Genomic DNA, 17,562 nt, shown 5'->3' on the forward strand with positions numbered 1-17,562 from the left:
ACGGCACACCGACGGAGGCACGGGCGGCAGCGGTCATGGCCGCCGCCCGTACCTCACACGTCGTCAGTCCCCGACCAGCGCGTCGATCTGGTCCGGACTCGCCATGGCACCGGCCCACACTCGGACGTCAGTGATCCGTTCGGGCAGGTAGTGCTTCCAGGCACCGCTCGTGAAGCCCCTGCCCACGGCGAAGTCACCGGTGCCCGCCTTGGCGGTGAACATCAGCTCGTCGCCGTTCTGGTTGTGGCCCAGGTAGAGGCGGATCGTGCCGGCCTGGGCGTCGAAGAGACCCGTGAGCCGTACGACGCTGTCGGCTTCGGCGGACTCGTCGGAGACGACCGAGCTGAACTTGCCGTCCGCGTTCAGCCGGCCGAAGTGCCACTTGCCGACCGGAACGGTGCGTTCCTCGGCCGTCTCCTCGTCCAGCACGGTTTCCTTGCCGGTCAGCTGGTACCAGAGCCCCCAGGCGGAGCCGTCCGCCGTCCGCTGTCCCAGCACCTGACCGGTGTAGCCGATGTCCTTGGCCGCCAGCTTCTTGCCGTCCAGCTCGACCGCCGTCGTCACCGTGAACGAGCCGGTGTCGTCCACGAGCGGCCCGGCCGCTGTGGCCGCGCCGTCGCTGCCGTCCAGGACGACGGCCTCGCCGTCCAGCGCGGCACCGCCGGTCAGCATCAGGCTCCTGCCGTAGCCGGAGGTCGTGTCGGCGAGGGCCGTGCCGCTCCCACGCTCCGGGTTCCAGTCGGCTACCAGCTCGGCGCCGGCGTGGCTCTGCGAGGTGAGCAGCTTCGCCTCGTCGGCGATCGCTTCCGCGGACAGGGCCCGCTGCCACGTCGTGGCCTCGTCGAGGCTGCCGCCGAAGTAGTCGGTGTAGGCGTCGGCCCAGATGCCACGGCCGATCTGCAGCGGACCCGACCCCTTGTACGCCGTCCCGGCATCGACGGTGCTCTGCAGTTTCCCGTTGATGTAGAGACTGACCTTCTTCGCCTCGGCGTCGTGGACACCGACGACATGGGTCCACACACCGCGCGGCGTCGCCTGCGCAGCACTGGCCTTGTGCAGGGTGCCGTCCGTGGCCATGACGCTCATGCTCCAGGTGTCGGCGCCGCCGGCGGCGTACGACAGCCCGAAGGGGATGTACTTCTTCGTGAAGGGGCTCGGGCTGTCGGGTGCTTGGCTGAGCGCCGTCAAGGTGTGCGACACGCCCGCGTCCACGCGGGCCCAGATCGAGACCGTGTACGAGGCGGAGGTGTCCAGCACCGCGCTGGACGTGGCCGCGTAACCCGTGCTGCCGTCCAGAGCCAGGCCCTTGTCGGTCACCGGCGTCTCCAAGGCCGCCCCGGAGGCGTCATGCGTGATCAGCCCGCGACGGCCGCGGTCGTCGCGCACCGCGCCACCGGTCAGGGTCGCGTTGTCCGCGCCGTCCCACGTCGCGGCGTCCACCGCCACGCCATCGGCCTCGGTGAAGTTCCACCGTCCTACCGGCTTCTCCCCGTCGGCGACCAGGAAGTCGACGACCGACTGCGCGCCGTAGCGGCCGACGTTGTCCTTGGCTCGTACGTACAGGCGGTAGGTGCCCTCCGTCGGGGGCGTGATGCCGACCGACACCGAGGAGCCCTTCTGGTCGGCCGACCACGCGGCCGTCGAGGAGAGCCGGTACTGGTAGGCGACGTTGTTCGCGTCTCCCGTGGCGGGCTTGAAGGCGAACGTGCCCTTCACCGTCGGCCCGCCGTGGGCCGTGCAATCGGCGGTCGTGCACGCCGTGTACGGGGAGCCGACCGTGATCTGGGGTGCCTTCGGTGCCGTCGGGTCGACCTTGAAGTAGCACGGCGTGGTGTAACCGGTGTTCTGCCGGTTGCTGCCGTCCTCGTAGTAGGACAGCGTCAGCGCCTTCAGCCTGTACGCCACACCCTCCTGAAGGGTGGCCAGGCTGCGGGACTGCTTGACCAGGTTCCCGACGTAACCGGACGACGGACCATCGAGATCGGTCGCCGCGGTCACCCAGGACTTGCCGTCGTACTTGTCCACCCGCCACCGAATGCGCAGGCTGGCACCCGCCGAACCCCCGGACGCGGTGCGGGGCTTGCCCTGCACCAGCGGCGTCGGGTCGGACACGACATCCGGATCGGCCGAGTTGGTGGAACAGACGTAGCCGTTGCCGGTGACCAGACCGACCTCGGTCGGAAGGGCGGGCACCGCCACGAACTTCACCGCGAGCACGGCGTCGTTCTTGAACCGCTTCCACGCACCCGTGTCGGACTCGTCGTGTGCCTTGATCTCCAGCGTGAGCCGGGAGAACTTCCCCGCCGCGAAGTTCGACACCGTCGACGTCAGGTTCTCGTTCGTCTCGTCCGGGTTGTCGTTGAACTCGATCGGCGCGTCCGGGGAGTCCGGGTCGCACAGGGAGCCGCGGCCGGCGGAGACGTTCCGGTCGACCATCAGGTCCAGTTCCGACGGGCGCGAGGACCAGGTGGTGGCGGAGGAGATGTTGTTCGTGCGGACCAGGTCCACCCAGCGCGGGTCGCACTGGAACGCCCACGGCTCGGTCACCCGGAACGTGGCGTCCAGGACCTTCTTGCCCTTCAGGCTCTCGGGAGAGAACTCGAAGTACAGCTTCTGCACGTACCCCGGACCGCAGTAGTAGTTGTTCCAGGTACCGCACTTGCCGACGCCCTTGCCGAGGTCGTCGTCGCCGTTGCCCCAGCCGTACGACTCGTAGCCGTCACTGCGCAGCAGCGTGCGCTCCGACTCGCCCCAGGTCACGGTCGGGTCGATGAAGAGCGGGAAGGCGGCGGCGTCGGTCCTGGCGAGCATCGCCGCGTCGGGGACGACGGACAGCGAGTTCTTGGTGACGGCGACGTCCATCCTGGCGACCTTGTCGCCCTGGCCGGGCTCCAGACCCGAACCGGACGGCGCCGTCTCGGCGGGGTCGGAGGAGGGCTTCACCGTCTCCTCGGCGAGTGCCCGCGCCCGCACCGACTGCGTCCGCGTCCCGGACGCCTCGGATGTCCCGGTCGCCTCGCCCGCCGAGTCCCACATCCGCGCCGGCGGCGCCTTGAACACCGTACGGCCACTGCCGTCGATGGCAGTGAGGTTTCCGGCGGCGCCCTCGTGAACGTCCAGTCCTCGGGCCTTGAGCCCGAAGGTGAGCTTCTTCAGCTCCCCGTTCGCCGCGGCCTGTGGCGTCTTGACGACGAACACCGGCTGAAAACTCTCCGGGGTCGCGGTCACCTGCAGGTCGACGTCCGGCAGTACGTCGGCGTACACCGCCCTGGGGCCGTCCAACCGCGGTGCCGGAAGCCTGCCCGGCCACTGGAGTTCCAGCGAGTTTCCCCGGTCATCGATCCGGGCCAGGGGCGCCTTGTCGCCTCCCGCCGAGAAGGCGATCGCCACGGCGGACGCCCTGGGCCCGACGGAACCATCGGAGCGTTTCTCCAGAGTCGCGTCCGGCGCCTGCCACCCGCCGTCCGGCTTGGCCACGCGTACGGGAACGGCCGACTGCTCCAGCGTGAAGGTGAACCCGTCGGGGTTGGCGTAGGTCGTGGTGCGATCCGTACGCTCCCCGGTCACCTCCACACGCCGGCCGGACTCCTTGGCCTCGGTCAGCGCCCGCTGCCCCTCCGTCGGAGGCGCGGACTCCTCCCTCTGAGCATCCGCCGGCGCGGCGGCCACCTGCTGCGCCGGCAGGACGAGCGTCCCCAGCAGCACGGCCACGGCGGTGGTGGTGGCTCCCGCCCCCCTGCCCCGGCCGCGTCTGAGCCGCCCGACTTTACCTGAATCTCCCCGTGCGCGCCGCACAGACCCCCCAGAGTCACAAGATCTTCAAAAGTTAGCGAGATTCAAACCCTCCTCTTACGTTGCGTCAAGGACTTCTCGCCCTGCGGTAGTTGGGGCTTGCCGCGCCGTCGTGGCTCGAATACGCCCGCCCTCGGCGGCGCGGCTTCCTCCGGTCGACCGCGGATGGAGGCGATCACCTGAGGCCGGTCGCCGGAGCACGGGCCGCAGGGGCGCACGGGACCCGGCGCCCACGCTCGCCTTCCTGGCCGAAAAACGCCCTGAGCGGACTCCCCGCACTCTTCATGAGGCTTCACCGCGGCCCACCGCGAGTGTCGCGATTTCGCCGTACGGCCGTTGACACCTGAGGGGCGTGAGCGCAGACTCACGGCAGTAAAATGAAGATAATTTCACCAGGCGAACGATTCTCAGGCGAACTCCGTCCTCGAAGGGAACGACCGATGCGCACCACCGTCGGCATCATCGGCGCCGGCCCGGCCGGCCTCCTCCTCGCCCGGCTGCTCCACAACGCCGGCATCGACTCGGTCGTCCTGGAGAGCCGCGACCGCGCCTACGTCGAGCACCGGCAGCGGGCCGGGATCCTGGAGCAGGGCACGGTGGACGTGCTGCGCGCCGCCGGGGCCGGGGACCGCATGGACCGCGAGGGGCTGCGCCACGACGGCATCGAGCTCCGCTTCGACAAGAGGCGTCACCGCGTCGACTTCCCCGCCCTCACCGGCGGCCGGTCCGTGATGGTCTACGCCCAGACCGAGGTCTGCAAGGACCTCATCGCCCTCCAGCTCAAGGACGGCGGCCCGCTGCTCTTCGAGGCCGAGGCGCTGGCGGTGGAGGGCGCCGGCACCGACAGCCCGCGCGTCCGGTTCCGGCACGAGGGGGTCGAGGACGTCCTCGACTGTGACTACGTCGTGGGCTGCGACGGCTTCTGGGGCATCGCCCGGAAGGCGATCCCCGCCGAGCTCACCCGGGTCTTCGAGCGGACCTACCCCTTCGGCTGGCTCGGCATCCTCGCCGACGTCGCACCCTCGCACGACGAGCTCGTCTACGCCCGCCACGACCGCGGCTTCGCCCTGCTGTCCATGCGCTCCCCGTCCGTCTCCCGCCTCTACCTCCAGGTCCCCGAGGACACGGACGCGGAGGCGTGGAGCGACGACGCGATCTGGGACGAGCTGGAGCGCCGTTTCGAGACCGCCGACGACTGGCGCCTCGACCGCGGCCCCATTACCCAGAAGTCGGTCACCCCCATGCGCTCCTACGTCCACGAGCCCATGCGGCACGGTCGGCTCTTCCTCGCCGGGGACGCGGCCCACATCGTGCCGCCGACCGGGGCGAAGGGGCTGAACCTCGCCGTCGGGGACGTCGTCACCTTCGCCAGGGCACTCACCCACCAGCAGGAGACGGGGTCGTCCGACCTCCTCGACGCCTACTCGCGGACCTGCCTGCGCCGCGTCTGGCAGGCCGAGCGTTTCTCGTACGACATGACCACGCTCCTGCACCGGAGCCCCGGCGCCACCCCCTTCGAGGACCGCCTCCAGCTGGCCCGCCTGGAGCGGATCGCCTCCTCGCGCGCCGCCGAGACGGACCTGGCGGAGGGGTACACCGGCTTCCCGTTCGAGTGACCTGATCACCGGCCGGTTCCGGACGTGTCGCGGCTTGGTCATGAATGAGCCCGTACGGTGCCGGGAATCACGCTTCCGCGTAGCGTGTTGCGCACATGGCAGGGAAAGATCCTACTCAAGCACTAGGGCCTTTCTTTGCCCTTCCATTACTCTTGAGGCCAAGGCTACGCAGCGTGGCCATGGAGGAGTGAAATGAGGAGCAGCAACCCGGTCTTCTCGCGACGGGGGTTCAGCCGCGACAACGGCTACGCGGGCTTCAACACCGCGCCGCAGGCCGGGGGCGCCGCCGTCGGAACGCAGGGCAACCCGTACGCCCAGCCGACCGGCAACCCGTACGCGCAGAACCCGTACGCCCAGCAGTACGGCGCGCCACCGCAGGCCCCGGCCACCACCGGCCGCATGACGATCGACGACGTCGTCCTGCGCACCGGCACCACGCTCGGTGTGCTCATCGTCACCGCCGCGCTCGCCTGGGCGCTGCTGCCGGTGGACGAGGCCAACATCAACCGGTCCTACGGCATCGGTATCGGCGCCGCGCTGATCGGCATGGTCCTGGCGCTGGTGCAGTCCTTCAAGCGCAAGGCCTCGCCGGCGCTGATCCTGACCTACGCGGCGTTCGAGGGCGTGTTCCTCGGCGTCATCTCCAACATCGTCGACAACCGCATCGCCGACGGTGCGGCCATGCAGGCCGTGATCGGCACGATGGCGGTGTTCGCCGGTGTGCTGGTGGCGTACAAGGCGGGATGGATCCGCGTCAACCGCCGCTTCTACGGCTTCGTGATGGCGGCCGCGCTCGGCTTCGTGCTGCTGATGGCGGTGAACCTGCTGTTCGCCGTGTTCGGCGGCGGTGACGGCCTCGGCTTCCGCAGCGGTGCGATGGGTGTCTTCTTCGGCGTCATCGGCATCCTGCTCGGTGCCTGCTTCCTCGCCCTGGACTTCAAGCAGGTCGAGGACGGCGTCGCCTACGGTGCCCCGCGCGAGGAGGCGTGGCTGGCGGCCTTCGGCCTGACGCTCACGCTCGTGTGGATCTACATGGAGTTCCTGAGGCTCCTCTCGATCCTCAACAGCGACTGATCCACGTCGGCGGTAATCCGCCGGACGTGGAGCACCGAAGGGCCCCGGGAGCTTCTCCCGGGGCCCTTCGCGTTGTTGCCGCCGTTCTGTGTCCGTCTCCAGGTGCGCGCCTAGAGCAGTTTGCGCGCGGCCCTCCTCAAGTCGTACTCGTGGACGATCGCCTTCGCGTGGCCGTACGCGAGGTTGTGTTCGTGGCGGAGCCAGCTGACCTTCTCCTCGAAGCGGAAGAGAGCCGGGCCGTCTTCGACGGTGCGCAGCCAGTCGGCGACTTCACGACCGGTGCAGTGGGGGATGCGGGCGAGCATGTTGCGGTGGGTCTCCTCGGAGAAGACTTGGGACATCGGCGCCTCCGGACGCAATGGGATGTAAGCCGGTCCTTCAGGTCACGGTGCCTGAGCGTTCGCGTATTGGCAACAGTCCGGGGACGAGTACGCTCACCGCGTGGTGGATACGACGCGTCTGAGCCGAGCAGTGGATCACTTCGCCGACCGGTTGCGGGCGGCGCCGCAGAGCCGGTTGCAGAGAGGGGCCGCGGCGGAGGCGCTGGGGCTGGCGAGGGAGTTGGCCCGGTGGGCGCAGAAGGTGGAGTCGCCGGAGGTGGAGCCTCGGGAGATGCCGGATGCGGGAATGTTTGCGGCTGCGGATCAGATCACTGTGGCGGGGCATGATCTGGCGGTTGTGCTGCGGGACGAGGGTGAGGTGTCCGAGGCGGTGCGGATCGTGGAGGAGGCGCAGCGGAGGGCGGGGGTTTGAGGGTGCGGCGGCCGCGCGTTGTGTGTGGCGTGTCGCGCCCACGCGGCGGAGCCGCATGTCGGAACAGCCCCGCGCCCCTGAAGGGGCGCACCCTTACCCGGCGCCTTCAGTGACTACAGCGACGCTATGACCCTGTCCGCCAGGATGTAGACGTTCTCCTCGCCGCACTCGAAGGTGAGGGTGTACGCGCCCGAGATGCCGGAGCCGCCGAGGAGGACCGGGGTTTCGCCGGCGGTGAGAGCGGCGGCGAGGCGGTCCGCCGTTTCGCGGTGGCCCGGGGTCATGCAGAGCGTGGTGCCGTCGGCGAAGACGTAGACGTCGAGGGTGCCGAGGGGGCCGGGGCGGACGTCGGTCAGTTCGACACGGGACGCGGCCAGCTCCTCGAGGGTCGCGACGGTGCGCTCGTGGTCGTTCGCGGCCGGTGACTGGACCGGCACGAAGTCCGGGTGGGAGGGGTGGCGGCGGCGGGCCGCGGCCAGCTCCGGGGACTCGTCGGTGTCCGCGGTCGGCTCGGCCACCGGCTCCAGGCCCACGAAATCGGCCTGACGGGGCAGGAACAGCTCGCTGTCCGGCAGGCCCAGCAGGGACGGCGCGTCCGAGGCGTCACGGGCCTCCTGGGCCGCCCAGAACGCCCGCGCTTCCGCCAGCTCGCGCTCACGCTCCTCGGCGAGGGCCTCGGCCACGGCGGCGCGTATCTCCTCGGTGTCAGCGGTGCGGCGAGCGGCCGGTACGAGTCCGCGGGTCGCGGCGGCGTGATGCGCGGCGTCCGCGGCGAGCTGCGTGTGCAGGGCCGCCACCTGTCGGCGCAACAGCATGAGGGTGCGCAGGACGGCGACGCCCACGGCGCCGGTGGCGGCCGTGGTGACCAGCAAGGCGATCGGCATGGCGCTCACTGACGTACTCCCGGTTCAAAGTCGACCCCCGACTTCCTACATCAGCTTGAAGGGTGGACTATCAAGCTGTCAGTGCGTAACGTCACGAAACGGACAGGCCCTTGGGGGTTGCGTCCCGTGCGAAGCACCGTTGACCTGCGTGGATCCCTTCCGTTAGGGAGATAGGTCACATCCTGGGGGAGATTGGATCACAAAACGGCCCAGAATCCGGGTGCTTCCCGGACTCTGGGCCGTGGGATCACGATGGGTGCCGCGACGGCTACCCAGGGGGGTCAGCTCAGGCGCTCGATGACCATCGCCATGCCCTGGCCGCCGCCCACGCACATCGTCTCCAGGCCGAACTGCTTGTCGTGGAACTGGAGGGAGTTGATGAGCGTGCCGGTGATGCGGGCACCCGTCATGCCGAAGGGGTGGCCGACGGCGATGGCGCCGCCGTTGACGTTCAGCTTGTCGAGGTCGATGCCGAGGTCGCGGTAGGACGGGATCACCTGGGCGGCGAACGCCTCGTTGATCTCGACCAGGTCGATGTCGTCGATGGTGAGGCCGGCCCGGCGCAGGGCCTGCTGGGACGCCTCGACCGGGCCGAGACCCATGATCTCGGGGGAGAGGCCGGAGACGCCGGTCGACACGATGCGGGCGAGCGGTGTGAGACCCAGCTCGCGGGCCTTGGTGTCGCTCATGATGACGACCGCGGCGGCGCCGTCGTTCAGCGGGCAGCAGTTGCCGGCGGTGACCAGGCCGTCGGGGCGGAAGACCGGCTTGAGGCCCGCCACGCCCTCCATGGTCACGCCGGCGCGCGGGCCGTCGTCCTTGCTGACGACGGTGCCGTCGGGGAGGGTCACCGGGGTGATCTCGCGCTCCCAGAAGCCGTTCTTGATGGCTTCCTCGGCGAGGTTCTGGGAGCGGACGCCGAACTCGTCCATGTCCTGCCGGGTGACGCCCTTGGTGCGAGCGAGGTTTTCGGCGGTCTGGCCCATCGCGATGTACGGGTCGGGGAGGAGGCCGTCCTCACGCGGGTCGTGCCAGGTGGTGCCCTCCTGCTCCGCGACGGCCGCGGTACGGGCCTCGGCCTCGGCGAACAGCGGGTTGCGCGTGTCGGGCAGGCTGTCGGAGTTGCCCTTGGTGTAGCGGGAGACCATCTCGACACCGGCCGAGATGAACACGTCGCCCTCGCCGGCCTTGATGGCGTGCAGGGCCATGCGGCTGGTCTGCAGGGACGAGGAACAGTAACGGGTGATCGTGCAGCCCGGCAGGTGGTCCATGCCCATCTGCACGGCGACGATACGGCCGAGGTTGTTGCCCTGCTCGCCGCCGGGCAGACCGCAGCCGAGCATCAGGTCCTCGATGTCCCTCGGGTCCAGCTCGGGGACTTTCGCGAGGGCCGCCTGGATGATCGTGGCGGTGAGGTCGTCCGGGCGCAGGTCCTTCAGGGAGCCCTTGAAAGCGCGCCCGATGGGGGAGCGGGCGGTCGAGACGATCACGGCTTCGGGCATCACGGCTCCATTGACGTACGGGGGGTTCGGGCAGGGCTGTGCTTGGCAAGTTACCCGTACGTATGGCCCGGGTCACGAGCCAGAGGGTGTGACTCAGACCGCAGTTTACTAAGCGCTTGCTTTTTGCCTCCGGCGGTTGAGCCGAAGGGCGCGGTCGGTGGGGCTGCCGGTCCCTGGGGGCTGCGCCCCCAGACCCCCGTCGGCCTGAACGGCCTCGTCCTCAAACGCCGGACGGGCTGCTGATGCTCAGGGAGACTGAGTCGCAGGCGCCGGCTCCACCTCCGGCACCCGCCGACGCCGCCGCCTCTTGAGCAGTGCCCAAGGCCCCCGGGGACCGCTCGGCATCGCCGCCGCCACCTCCGTGCCCGCCTCCGACGCCGCCTCCGCCGCCGCTCGGGCCACCGGCAGGAATCCCTCGCGGCGGAAGACGTCCGGCCGCTCCTCCTCCGCCGGCCACAGGCCGAGCGCCGCGCACACCGTCGGCAGGACCGCCATCGCCGCCGTCGCGTACCCCTCCGCCGAGGGGTGGTAGTTGTCCGGCCCGAACAGCTCGCGCGGGTTCGCCGCGAACTCCGGGCCCAGCAGGTCGCCCAGGGACACGGTGCGGCCGCCCTGCTCGACCACTCCGATCGTCTGGGCGGCCGCCAGCTGGCGGGAGGCTCTGCGGGCCAGCCAGCGCAGGGGCTGCTGGACCAGCTCGATCGTGCCGAGGTCGGGACAGGTGCCGACCACCACCTCCGCGCCGGCCGTCCGCAGCCGCCGTACCGCCGTCGCCAGATAGCGCACGGAGCGGGTCGGGGGGATGCGGTGCGTGACGTCGTTCGCGCCGACCATGATCACGCAGACGTCGGGCACCGGGCCCGGCCCCGTCAGCACCTCGGCCACCTGGCGCTCCAGGTCGTCGGACTGCGCCCCGGGCAGGGCGACGTTGCTCAGCTCCACCGGACGTTCCGCCACCGCCGCGAGCCCCGACGCCAGCAGCGCCCCCGGCGTCTGACCGGCCCGGTGGACGCCCTGGCCGGCGGCCGTGGAGTCACCCAGCATCGTCAGCCGCAGCGGGGGCTCCGTGGGCGTCGCGTACCCGGGGCCGTACAGCCCCTGCGCGTTGGGTACGTGCGGAAGCGTGCCGTTGCCCACCTGGCGGCGGGCCAGCTGCACCTCGGCCAGCACCAGGCCGACCACCGCCGCCCCGGCCAGACCGATGCCGCCACCGCCGTACGCCGCGCCGGCCGCGATGCGCCGGGCCACCCGCGCCCTCGACATGCTGCTCATACGTCGCCGCCACCTCCTCGTAGCCGTACAACCACTCCTTGCCCCGTACCGACCGTGGGTCAATCTCAACGGGGAGTGAAGGACACCGGCGGGCCGTAGGCTGGCGGCACCAACTACGACCACTTTTTTGCAAGCATCCGGAGACAACGGTGCAATTCCACGACTCGATGATCAGCCTCGTCGGCAACACCCCGCTGCTGAGGCTCAACAGCGTGACCAAGGGCATTCGGGCGACCGTCCTGGCCAAGGTGGAGTACTTCAACCCGGGCGGATCCGTGAAGGACCGCATCGCCCTGCGCATGATCGAGGCGGCCGAACAGAGCGGCGAACTGAAGCCGGGCGGCACCATCGTCGAGCCCACCAGCGGGAACACCGGTGTGGGCCTGGCCATCGTGGCGCAGCAGAAGGGGTACAAGTGCATCTTCGTGTGCCCCGACAAGGTGTCCACGGACAAGATCAACGTGCTGCGCGCGTACGGCGCCGAGGTCGTCGTCTGCCCGACCGCCGTGGACCCCGAGCACCCGGACTCCTACTACAACGTGTCCGACCGGCTGGTGCGTGAGACGCCCGGCGCGTGGAAGCCCGACCAGTACTCCAACCCCAACAACCCGCTCTCGCACTATCACTCCACCGGCCCCGAGCTGTGGGAGCAGACGGAGGGCCGGATCACCCACTTCGTGGCGGGCGTGGGCACGGGCGGGACCATTTCCGGCACGGGCCGGTACCTGAAGGACGTCAGCGACGGCAAGGTGAAGGTCGTCGGCGCCGACCCCGAGGGCTCCGTGTACTCCGGCGGGTCCGGGCGGCCGTACCTCGTGGAGGGCGTCGGTGAGGACTTCTGGCCGAGCGCCTACGACCGGTCCGTCGCCGACGAGATCGTCGCGGTGTCCGACAAGGACTCCTTCCAGATGACCCGCCGGCTCGCCAAGGAGGAGGGCCTGCTCGTCGGCGGCTCCTGCGGCATGGCCGTCGTGGCGGCGCTGCGGGTCGCCGAGCGGCTCGGCCCGGACGACGTGGTGGTCGTCCTGCTGCCCGACAGCGGCCGCGGCTACCTCAGCAAGATCTTCAACGACGAGTGGATGGCCGACTACGGCTTCCTGGAGGACGAGGGCCCCAGCGCCCGTGTCGGTGACGTCCTCAACGACAAGGAGCACGGCGCCATCCCGTCCCTCGTCCACATGCACCCGGACGAGACCGTCGGCGAGGCCATCGAGGTGCTGCGCGAGTACGGCGTCTCGCAGATGCCGATCGTCAAGCCGGGCGCCGGTCACCCGGACGTCATGGCCGCCGAGGTGGTCGGCTCCGTGGTCGAACGCGAACTGCTCGACGCCCTGTTCGCCAAGCGGGCCTCGCTGGAGGACCCGCTGGAGAAGCACATGTCGGCGCCGCTGCCCCAGGTCGGCTCCGGCGAGCCGGTCGCCGACCTGATGTCCGTGCTCGGCGCGGCGGACGCGGCGATCGTCCTCGTCGAGGGCAAGCCGACCGGAGTGGTCAGCCGGCAGGACCTGCTGGCCTTCCTCGCCAAGGGCGGAAAGTAACGGGGAACGTCCGGTGAACGGGCGGTGCCGAAGCGAAACTTCCGTTTACCTACCGGAGTGGTGGACTTCGCGGAAGTGGTACGAGCGTGTCACGTCCACGCAGCACCCGCTTAACACGGGACCGGCACAGTAGTGGGTGTCGGCAGGGCGGGAGCGGCTCCCCGCCCCGGCCGGCACCGAACGTCCAAGGACCTCCGGAGCGGCTCCCGGACCTCCAAGGACGCCGGACGTGAGACCCGGCCTGACCCGGTCGACGTCCCTGGCGGGGACCGCCGTCGTCCCGCCCCCCGTTCACGGGGGTGCGGCGGTCCCCGCCATATATCTTCTACGCGCGTGTGCTTGCCCAACTGCCCAGGAGCGCGAGGCGCTCCGCCGTCTCCGAACCCGGCTCCGGTGTGTAGACCACGATCGTCTGTTCCGGGTCCGTCGGGACCGACAGCGTCTCGTAGGGGAGGGTGAGCAGGCCCGCCACCGGGTGCTGGACGCGCTTGACGCCGTACATGCACGCCTTGACCTCGTGGTCGGCCCACAGGCGGCGGAAGTCCTCGTTCTTGACGGAGAGTTCGCCGACGAGGGCGCACAACTCGCGGTCGTCCGGGTGGGGACCGCTGCTCAGGCGCAGATGGGCGACGGTCTGGGCGGCGATCGCGGCCCAGTCGGGGTACAGCTCACGCGCGGCGGGATCGAGGAAGACCTGGCGGGCGACGTTGCACTCGCCCGGCGCCAGCCGGCTGAAGCCGCCCACCGCGTCGGCGAGGGCGTTCCAGGCGAGGACGTCCATACGGCGCCCCAGCACGAACGCCGGAGTGCGGTCCATGCTGTCCAGCAGCAGCTGGACCCCCGGGCGGACACGGCCCGCCGGTGGCCGGGGATCGGTCCGGCGGCCGGGGCGGGCCACCGTGCGCAGGTAGTCGTGCTCCGTCTCGTCCAGCCGCAGCACCCGCGCCACCGCGTCCAGCACCGCGTCGGACACGCTCGTCCCCCGGCCCTGTTCCAGGCGGATGTAGTAGTCGACGCTCACTCCGGCCAGCTGCGCCACCTCCTCACGGCGCAGCCCCGGGACGCGGCGCCGCCCGTACGACGGCAGCCCCACCTCCTCGGGCTGGATGCGGGCGCGGCGCGAGCGCAGAAAGTTTCCGAGTTCCCCGTCCATGGGTTCGATCGTAGGGGAGGGGCGCGCGCCCAACCTGGTACTGGCAGACCCAGGAAGAGCGCAGCCCTGGGTGGCGCGGACGGTCGGACCGAGAGTGGTTGTCGTCGCCGGACGGACCGACGACGCACCGACTCGCCTCACCCAGGGAGCACTTCATGTCGTACGAGAACCTGACCGGCCGTACCGCCGTCGTCACCGGGGCCGCCAGCGGGATCGGTGAGGCCGCCGCCGTGCTGCTGGCCGCGCAGGGCGCCCGGGTGGCGCTGCTGGCCCGGCGCGGGGAACGGCTGGACGCCCTCGCCGAGAAGATCCGCGCGAACGGCGGGCAGGCCCTCGCCGTGGTCACCGACGTGACCGACGCGGACTCGGTGGACGCCGCCGTGGAGCGTGTCCACGCCGCCTACGGGGCCGTCGACCTGGTCGTGAACGCGGCCGGCGTGATGCTGGCGAACCCCGTCGACGACGGGCGGATCGACGAGTGGCAGCGGATGATCGACACCAACGTCACCGGTGTCCTGCGGGTGATCCGCGCCTTCACCGGCGACCTGGTGGGCGCGGCCGCGGACGGCCGTACGGCGGACCTCGTGAACATCTCGTCCATCGGCGCCCACCTCACCTTCCCCAACTTCGCGGTGTACGGGGCGACCAAGGCCGCGCTCACCCACCTCTCGCAGTGCCTGCGCGCCGAGTTCGGGCCGCGTGACGTACGGGTCACCAACATCGAACCGGGGCTCACGGAGAGCGAGTTGGCGTCGCACATCGGCAGTGCCGACCTGCGTGGGATGGTCGAGGGCATGTTCGACGCGATCGGCGGACTGGCCGCCGAGGAGGTCGCGGACGTCGTGGCCTACGTCGCGAGCCGTCCCCGGCACGTCAACCTGCGGCAGATCATGGTGCTGCCGACCCGGCAGGCGTGAGGGATCAGTTCTCCCAGTCGCCGTCCCGGTCGCCCTTGCCGCGCCGGGTGCCGAAGAGGCCGGGGTTGGCGCGGGCGGCCTGCACCACGTTGACCCCGACGATGCCCAGCCAGGTGGTCAGCAGGCCGGGCAGGTTCGCGAGGGAGGCGCTGATCGCGGACAGCGGAATGGCCAGGACCAGCGAGACGATGCCGAAGCCGAAGCGCTCGCCCCAGGAGTCCGTGGGGCGCGGCGACCGGGAGTCGCGGGCCGTCGTCATCTGCTGCTCGGCGAGCCGGCGGCGCACCCGGCGGTCGACCGCGCCGTCGATGCGCTCGTCGACCTTCTCCAGGAACGAGTCGACCAGCGCGGACTCGTATTCTTCGCCCAGTTCCCTGCGGGCCTGCAGGGAGGCGTTGAGCTCCTTCTTCAGCTCGGTGTCCCGCGCGTCCATACCGGTCTCCATTCCCGTCATGCGTCTCACGGTAGGGAGCGGGGGCGGCGGCCGCACTGGGGATATCCCCCGGGTTCCCTCTCCGGTCCGCCGGTCGTGCGCCGCCGCCCGATCGCCTGTATAACGGCATGCAGAGTTGATGGTGCCTGAATAGGTCGAGGGGGAGCACGCGATGGGCGTGACCGACAGCCCTGCCGCACGGCTGCAGGCGCTCTTCGAGGGGCGCCGGCTCACGCCGACCCAGCGGCGCATCGCCCACAGCATGGTGCGCCGCGCGGCCGACGTGCCGTTCCTGTCCAGCGTGGAGCTGGCCGAGCTGGCCGGGGTCAGCCAGCCGTCGGTGACCCGGTTCGCGGTCGCCCTCGGCTTCGACGGCTACCCGGCGCTGCGCCGGCATCTGCGCGAGGTCACGCCCGCGGAACCGACGGCGGAACCGGCCGCGTACAACGAGTACCAGCAGGCCGTCGAAGCCGAGATCGAGAACCTCCGGCACCTGGCGGAGCTGCTGGCCGACCCGCGTCCGGTGCACGAGGCCGGGCGGGTCCTCGCCGCCAGCCGCCCGCTGCCCGTCCTGGGGCTGCGCGCCGCCGCCTCCCAGGCGTACGGTTTCGCGTACTTCGCCGCCAAGGTCCATCCGGACGTACGGCTGCTCAACGAGGGCGGCACGATGATCCACGACCGCATCGACGCGGCCGTGCGGGCGGGTGCGTCGGCACTGCTGTGCTTCGCACTGCCGCGCCACCCGCGCGAGGTCGTGGACACCCTCGACTACGCGCGGGAGGCGGGGCTGACCGTGGTCACCGTCGCCGACTCCGCCTTCGCGCCGGTCGCCAGGGCCTCCGACCTGCTGCTTCCCGCCGCCGTCGGCACCGGCCTCGCCTTCGACACGGCCTGTGCGCCGATGCTGCTCGGCCGCGTCCTGCTGGAGGCGATGTGCGACGACCTGCCGGACGCGCAGGCGCGGCTGGAGGAGTTCGACGCGAGGGCGGCGGCGCGGGGGCTGTTCGTGGAGTGAGGCAGCTCGCCCGGGGGTGCGGCCTCTCAGGGCCGCCCCCGGCGCGTGCGTTCCCTCTCAGGTTCGTCTCACGTTCGCTCGCTAATCTGCGCGGCCGGAGAGCTGTGCCGAGGCGACGAGGAGGCGGATCGTGGCACGCGGAGGTCAGGGGCTTGCCCGGGTGGCGGTGGTCGTACGGGCCGGGGCGGCGCCCCTGTGGTGGCTCGGGGTGCTCGCGGCGGGCATCGGGGTGCTGGTACCCGGCGTCACCGGCCGGCGGATCGGGGTCATGGCGGGGGCCGCGTCGTTCCTGCTGGCCCTCGCCGTCGTGGCCGCCGGCCGCCGTCGGCGGTACATGGACCTCGCCCGCTCGGCGGCCCGCGCGAGCAAGCACGACGTGCTCCAGGACCGTGCCGTGACCGTGCGCAACTGGCGCCGGGGGCACCGCTGGTGGCTGCTGCCGGCCTTCGCGGCCGCGCTGGGCAGCGCGTTCGCCGTGCCGGCGGCCGGCGGGATGCTGCTGGCCGGCTGCGGGGCCGGACTGCGGCTGAAGGCCGCCTGGCTGGGGCGGCGCGAGCGCGCCGAGGACATCCTGCTGTGGGTGCGCGTCGACTGGCTCGACGGGCGCGGCGGTCGCCCGGCCGGCAAGGCCGTCAAGGCGTACCGGGGCACCGGCATCGCGGCGGGCGACGCGGCCCCGGGAGGGGCCCGGCGCCGCACCGCCGCGCTGGTCTGAGCCGGGATCAGACCTCCAGGTCCTCCTCGATCCTGCGCAACTGGTGCCGGGCCATCGCCAGGTTCGCCCTGCTCGCGTCGAGCACCAGATAGAGGAAGAGGCCGTTGCCGCCGCGGCCCTTGAGGAGCCGGATCAGGTGGTACTGGCCGGACAGGGTGATCAGGATGTCCTCGATCTCGGCCTTCAGACCGAGGTGCTCCATCGTGCGCATCTTGGCGCGTACGACGTCGGTGTTGCCGGCGGCGGCGACATTGAGGTCGAAACTCTTGCTGCCGCCGATCGTGCCCAGCGCCATCCCGCTGGTGTAGTCGACGAGCGCGGCGCCGGTGGCGCCCTCGATGGCGGCGAGCGCTTCCTTCAGTGCGGTCTCGGTGTTGGCCATGGTGGTTACCTCGTTTCCTTTCAACTCTCGGTTGTCGTGCGCGCGTTGGTAGCAGCGGTGCGCGGCGCGCGCGGGGTTCTGGTCCGGAGGGGAGCGGGCTTGACGGCCACGCTCTCGGCGGCCGCCGCCCGGGCGGCGATCTCGGCGTCCACCAGCTCCCCGATGCGGGCGCCGGCGCGGCGGCCCTCCAGGTGCAGGCGGCCCACGTTGACGCGGTCCTCGGCGAGCAGCGTCAGCACGGCGCTGCGGCCCGCCGCATAGGTCGCGACATAGCCGTGCACGCCGCGTACTAGCAGTTCGCGCAGGTCGCCCCGGCCGGTGGCGTCCGCCATCCGCACCGCCACGCCGAGCGCGGCCGCGGTGAGCGCGGCCACCCCCTCCGGTTCGATGCCGGGTGCGTCGTGGGCCAGGACGAGCCCGTCCACGCTGGCCGCCAGGGCGCCGCCCAGCTGGGGCATGCGGGATCTCAGCCGGCGCAGTTCGTCGAGTATCTGGGGCTCGGCCGCCATGGGGTTA

General features: G+C 71.1%; 16 protein-coding genes. 7 read left to right on the forward strand and 9 right to left on the reverse strand.

Annotation, left to right across the window (positions count from 1 at the left end; translation table 11 throughout):
• Positions 1-63: 63 nt before the first annotated feature.
• A complete protein-coding gene (locus IG99_RS24365) occupies positions 64-3,705 on the reverse strand; it encodes a LamG-like jellyroll fold domain-containing protein (RefSeq protein WP_199815587.1) in 3,642 nt (1,213 codons plus the stop codon).
• A 527-nt stretch (positions 3,706-4,232) separates the two neighbouring features.
• Here IG99_RS24365 and IG99_RS24370 point away from each other — a divergent pair.
• Both IG99_RS24370 and IG99_RS24375 read left to right on the forward strand, forming a co-directional pair.
• Positions 4,233-5,408 carry a 4-hydroxybenzoate 3-monooxygenase gene (locus IG99_RS24370; RefSeq protein ID WP_037677111.1) on the forward strand — a complete coding sequence of 392 codons (1,176 nt, stop codon included), beginning with the start codon at positions 4,233-4,235 and terminating at the stop codon, positions 5,406-5,408.
• Positions 5,409-5,600: 192 nt separating this feature from the next.
• Entirely contained in the window at positions 5,601-6,482 is an 882-nt protein-coding gene (locus IG99_RS24375) for a Bax inhibitor-1/YccA family protein (protein WP_037677113.1), read from the forward strand.
• Between the two features lie 110 nt (positions 6,483-6,592).
• Here IG99_RS24375 and IG99_RS24380 read toward each other — a convergent pair whose 3' ends face one another.
• A complete protein-coding gene (locus tag IG99_RS24380; protein WP_037677114.1) occupies positions 6,593-6,823 on the reverse strand; it encodes a DUF4287 domain-containing protein in 231 nt (76 codons plus the stop codon).
• A gap of 100 nt (positions 6,824-6,923) precedes the next feature.
• Here IG99_RS24380 and IG99_RS24385 point away from each other — a divergent pair, with 100 nt between their 5' ends.
• Positions 6,924-7,235, forward strand: coding sequence for a hypothetical protein (locus IG99_RS24385; protein ID WP_199815585.1), 312 nt, complete (start codon positions 6,924-6,926; stop codon positions 7,233-7,235).
• Positions 7,236-7,348: 113 nt separating this feature from the next.
• Here the strand turns inward: IG99_RS24385 and IG99_RS24390 are convergent, their stop codons facing one another.
• From IG99_RS24390 to IG99_RS24400, 3 genes are all read right to left on the reverse strand, one after another.
• On the reverse strand, positions 7,349-8,128 hold the full coding sequence (locus IG99_RS24390) for a hypothetical protein (RefSeq protein WP_037677117.1): 780 nt from the start codon (positions 8,126-8,128) through the stop codon (positions 7,349-7,351).
• Positions 8,129-8,400: 272 nt separating this feature from the next.
• Positions 8,401-9,621 carry an acetyl-CoA C-acetyltransferase gene (locus tag IG99_RS24395; protein WP_037677118.1) on the reverse strand — a complete coding sequence of 407 codons (1,221 nt, stop codon included), beginning with the start codon at positions 9,619-9,621 and terminating at the stop codon, positions 8,401-8,403.
• A gap of 246 nt (positions 9,622-9,867) precedes the next feature.
• Positions 9,868-10,893, reverse strand: coding sequence for an SGNH/GDSL hydrolase family protein (locus IG99_RS24400; protein WP_037677120.1), 1,026 nt, complete (start codon positions 10,891-10,893; stop codon positions 9,868-9,870).
• A gap of 149 nt (positions 10,894-11,042) precedes the next feature.
• Here IG99_RS24400 and IG99_RS24405 point away from each other — a divergent pair, with 149 nt between their 5' ends.
• Positions 11,043-12,431 (forward strand): cystathionine beta-synthase, encoded by a 1,389-nt coding sequence (locus tag IG99_RS24405; protein WP_037677123.1) that lies wholly within the window; start codon positions 11,043-11,045, stop codon positions 12,429-12,431.
• 325 nt (positions 12,432-12,756) lie between these two features.
• Here IG99_RS24405 and IG99_RS24410 read toward each other — a convergent pair whose 3' ends face one another.
• Positions 12,757-13,584, reverse strand: coding sequence for a helix-turn-helix transcriptional regulator (locus IG99_RS24410; protein WP_037677125.1), 828 nt, complete (start codon positions 13,582-13,584; stop codon positions 12,757-12,759).
• Positions 13,585-13,739: 155 nt separating this feature from the next.
• Between IG99_RS24410 and IG99_RS24415 the strand changes: the two genes are divergently transcribed.
• Positions 13,740-14,501: an SDR family oxidoreductase gene (locus IG99_RS24415; protein WP_037677129.1), complete on the forward strand. Its 762-nt coding sequence runs from the start codon at positions 13,740-13,742 to the stop codon at positions 14,499-14,501.
• Between the two features lie 4 nt (positions 14,502-14,505).
• Here IG99_RS24415 and IG99_RS24420 read toward each other — a convergent pair whose 3' ends face one another.
• Complete coding sequence (locus IG99_RS24420; protein ID WP_037677287.1) at positions 14,506-14,934, reverse strand: hypothetical protein; 429 nt, start codon at positions 14,932-14,934, stop codon at positions 14,506-14,508.
• Positions 14,935-15,106: 172 nt separating this feature from the next.
• Between IG99_RS24420 and IG99_RS24425 the strand changes: the two genes are divergently transcribed.
• Together IG99_RS24425 and IG99_RS24430 are read left to right on the forward strand one after the other, a co-directional pair.
• Positions 15,107-15,949 (forward strand): MurR/RpiR family transcriptional regulator, encoded by an 843-nt coding sequence (locus IG99_RS24425; protein ID WP_037677130.1) that lies wholly within the window; start codon positions 15,107-15,109, stop codon positions 15,947-15,949.
• Positions 15,950-16,079: 130 nt separating this feature from the next.
• Complete coding sequence (locus IG99_RS24430; protein ID WP_078947876.1) at positions 16,080-16,664, forward strand: hypothetical protein; 585 nt, start codon at positions 16,080-16,082, stop codon at positions 16,662-16,664.
• 7 nt (positions 16,665-16,671) lie between these two features.
• On the opposite strand, the gene IG99_RS24435 is transcribed toward IG99_RS24430, so the two are convergent.
• Together IG99_RS24435 and IG99_RS24440 are read right to left on the reverse strand one after the other, a co-directional pair.
• On the reverse strand, positions 16,672-17,046 hold the full coding sequence (locus IG99_RS24435; protein WP_037677132.1) for a roadblock/LC7 domain-containing protein: 375 nt from the start codon (positions 17,044-17,046) through the stop codon (positions 16,672-16,674).
• Between the two features lie 20 nt (positions 17,047-17,066).
• Positions 17,067-17,555 (reverse strand): roadblock/LC7 domain-containing protein, encoded by a 489-nt coding sequence (locus IG99_RS24440; RefSeq protein ID WP_037677133.1) that lies wholly within the window; start codon positions 17,553-17,555, stop codon positions 17,067-17,069.
• Positions 17,556-17,562: the final 7 nt, after the last annotated feature.

Source organism: Streptomyces griseus subsp. griseus (genome assembly GCF_000720255.1).
Taxonomy (GTDB): Bacteria; Actinomycetota; Actinomycetes; order Streptomycetales; family Streptomycetaceae; genus Streptomyces; species Streptomyces griseus_I.

Excerpts from the sequence above, each read along its gene's own strand:
- IG99_RS24435 (WP_037677132.1), bottom strand. The coding sequence starts at position 17,046 with ATGGCCAACACCGAGACCGCACTGAAGGAAGCGCTCGCCGCCATCGAG.
- IG99_RS24400 (WP_037677120.1), bottom strand. The coding sequence starts at position 10,893 with ATGAGCAGCATGTCGAGGGCGCGGGTGGCCCGGCGCATCGCGGCCGGC.
- IG99_RS24425 (WP_037677130.1), top strand. The coding sequence starts at position 15,107 with ATGGGCGTGACCGACAGCCCTGCCGCACGGCTGCAGGCGCTCTTCGAG.
- IG99_RS24415 (WP_037677129.1), top strand. The coding sequence starts at position 13,740 with ATGTCGTACGAGAACCTGACCGGCCGTACCGCCGTCGTCACCGGGGCC.
- IG99_RS24395 (WP_037677118.1), bottom strand. The coding sequence starts at position 9,621 with ATGCCCGAAGCCGTGATCGTCTCGACCGCCCGCTCCCCCATCGGGCGC.
- IG99_RS24375 (WP_037677113.1), top strand. The coding sequence starts at position 5,601 with ATGAGGAGCAGCAACCCGGTCTTCTCGCGACGGGGGTTCAGCCGCGAC.
- IG99_RS24440 (WP_037677133.1), bottom strand. The coding sequence starts at position 17,555 with ATGGCGGCCGAGCCCCAGATACTCGACGAACTGCGCCGGCTGAGATCC.
- IG99_RS24370 (WP_037677111.1), top strand. The coding sequence starts at position 4,233 with ATGCGCACCACCGTCGGCATCATCGGCGCCGGCCCGGCCGGCCTCCTC.
- IG99_RS24380 (WP_037677114.1), bottom strand. The coding sequence starts at position 6,823 with ATGTCCCAAGTCTTCTCCGAGGAGACCCACCGCAACATGCTCGCCCGC.
- IG99_RS24420 (WP_037677287.1), bottom strand. The coding sequence starts at position 14,934 with ATGGACGCGCGGGACACCGAGCTGAAGAAGGAGCTCAACGCCTCCCTG.
- IG99_RS24410 (WP_037677125.1), bottom strand. The coding sequence starts at position 13,584 with ATGGACGGGGAACTCGGAAACTTTCTGCGCTCGCGCCGCGCCCGCATC.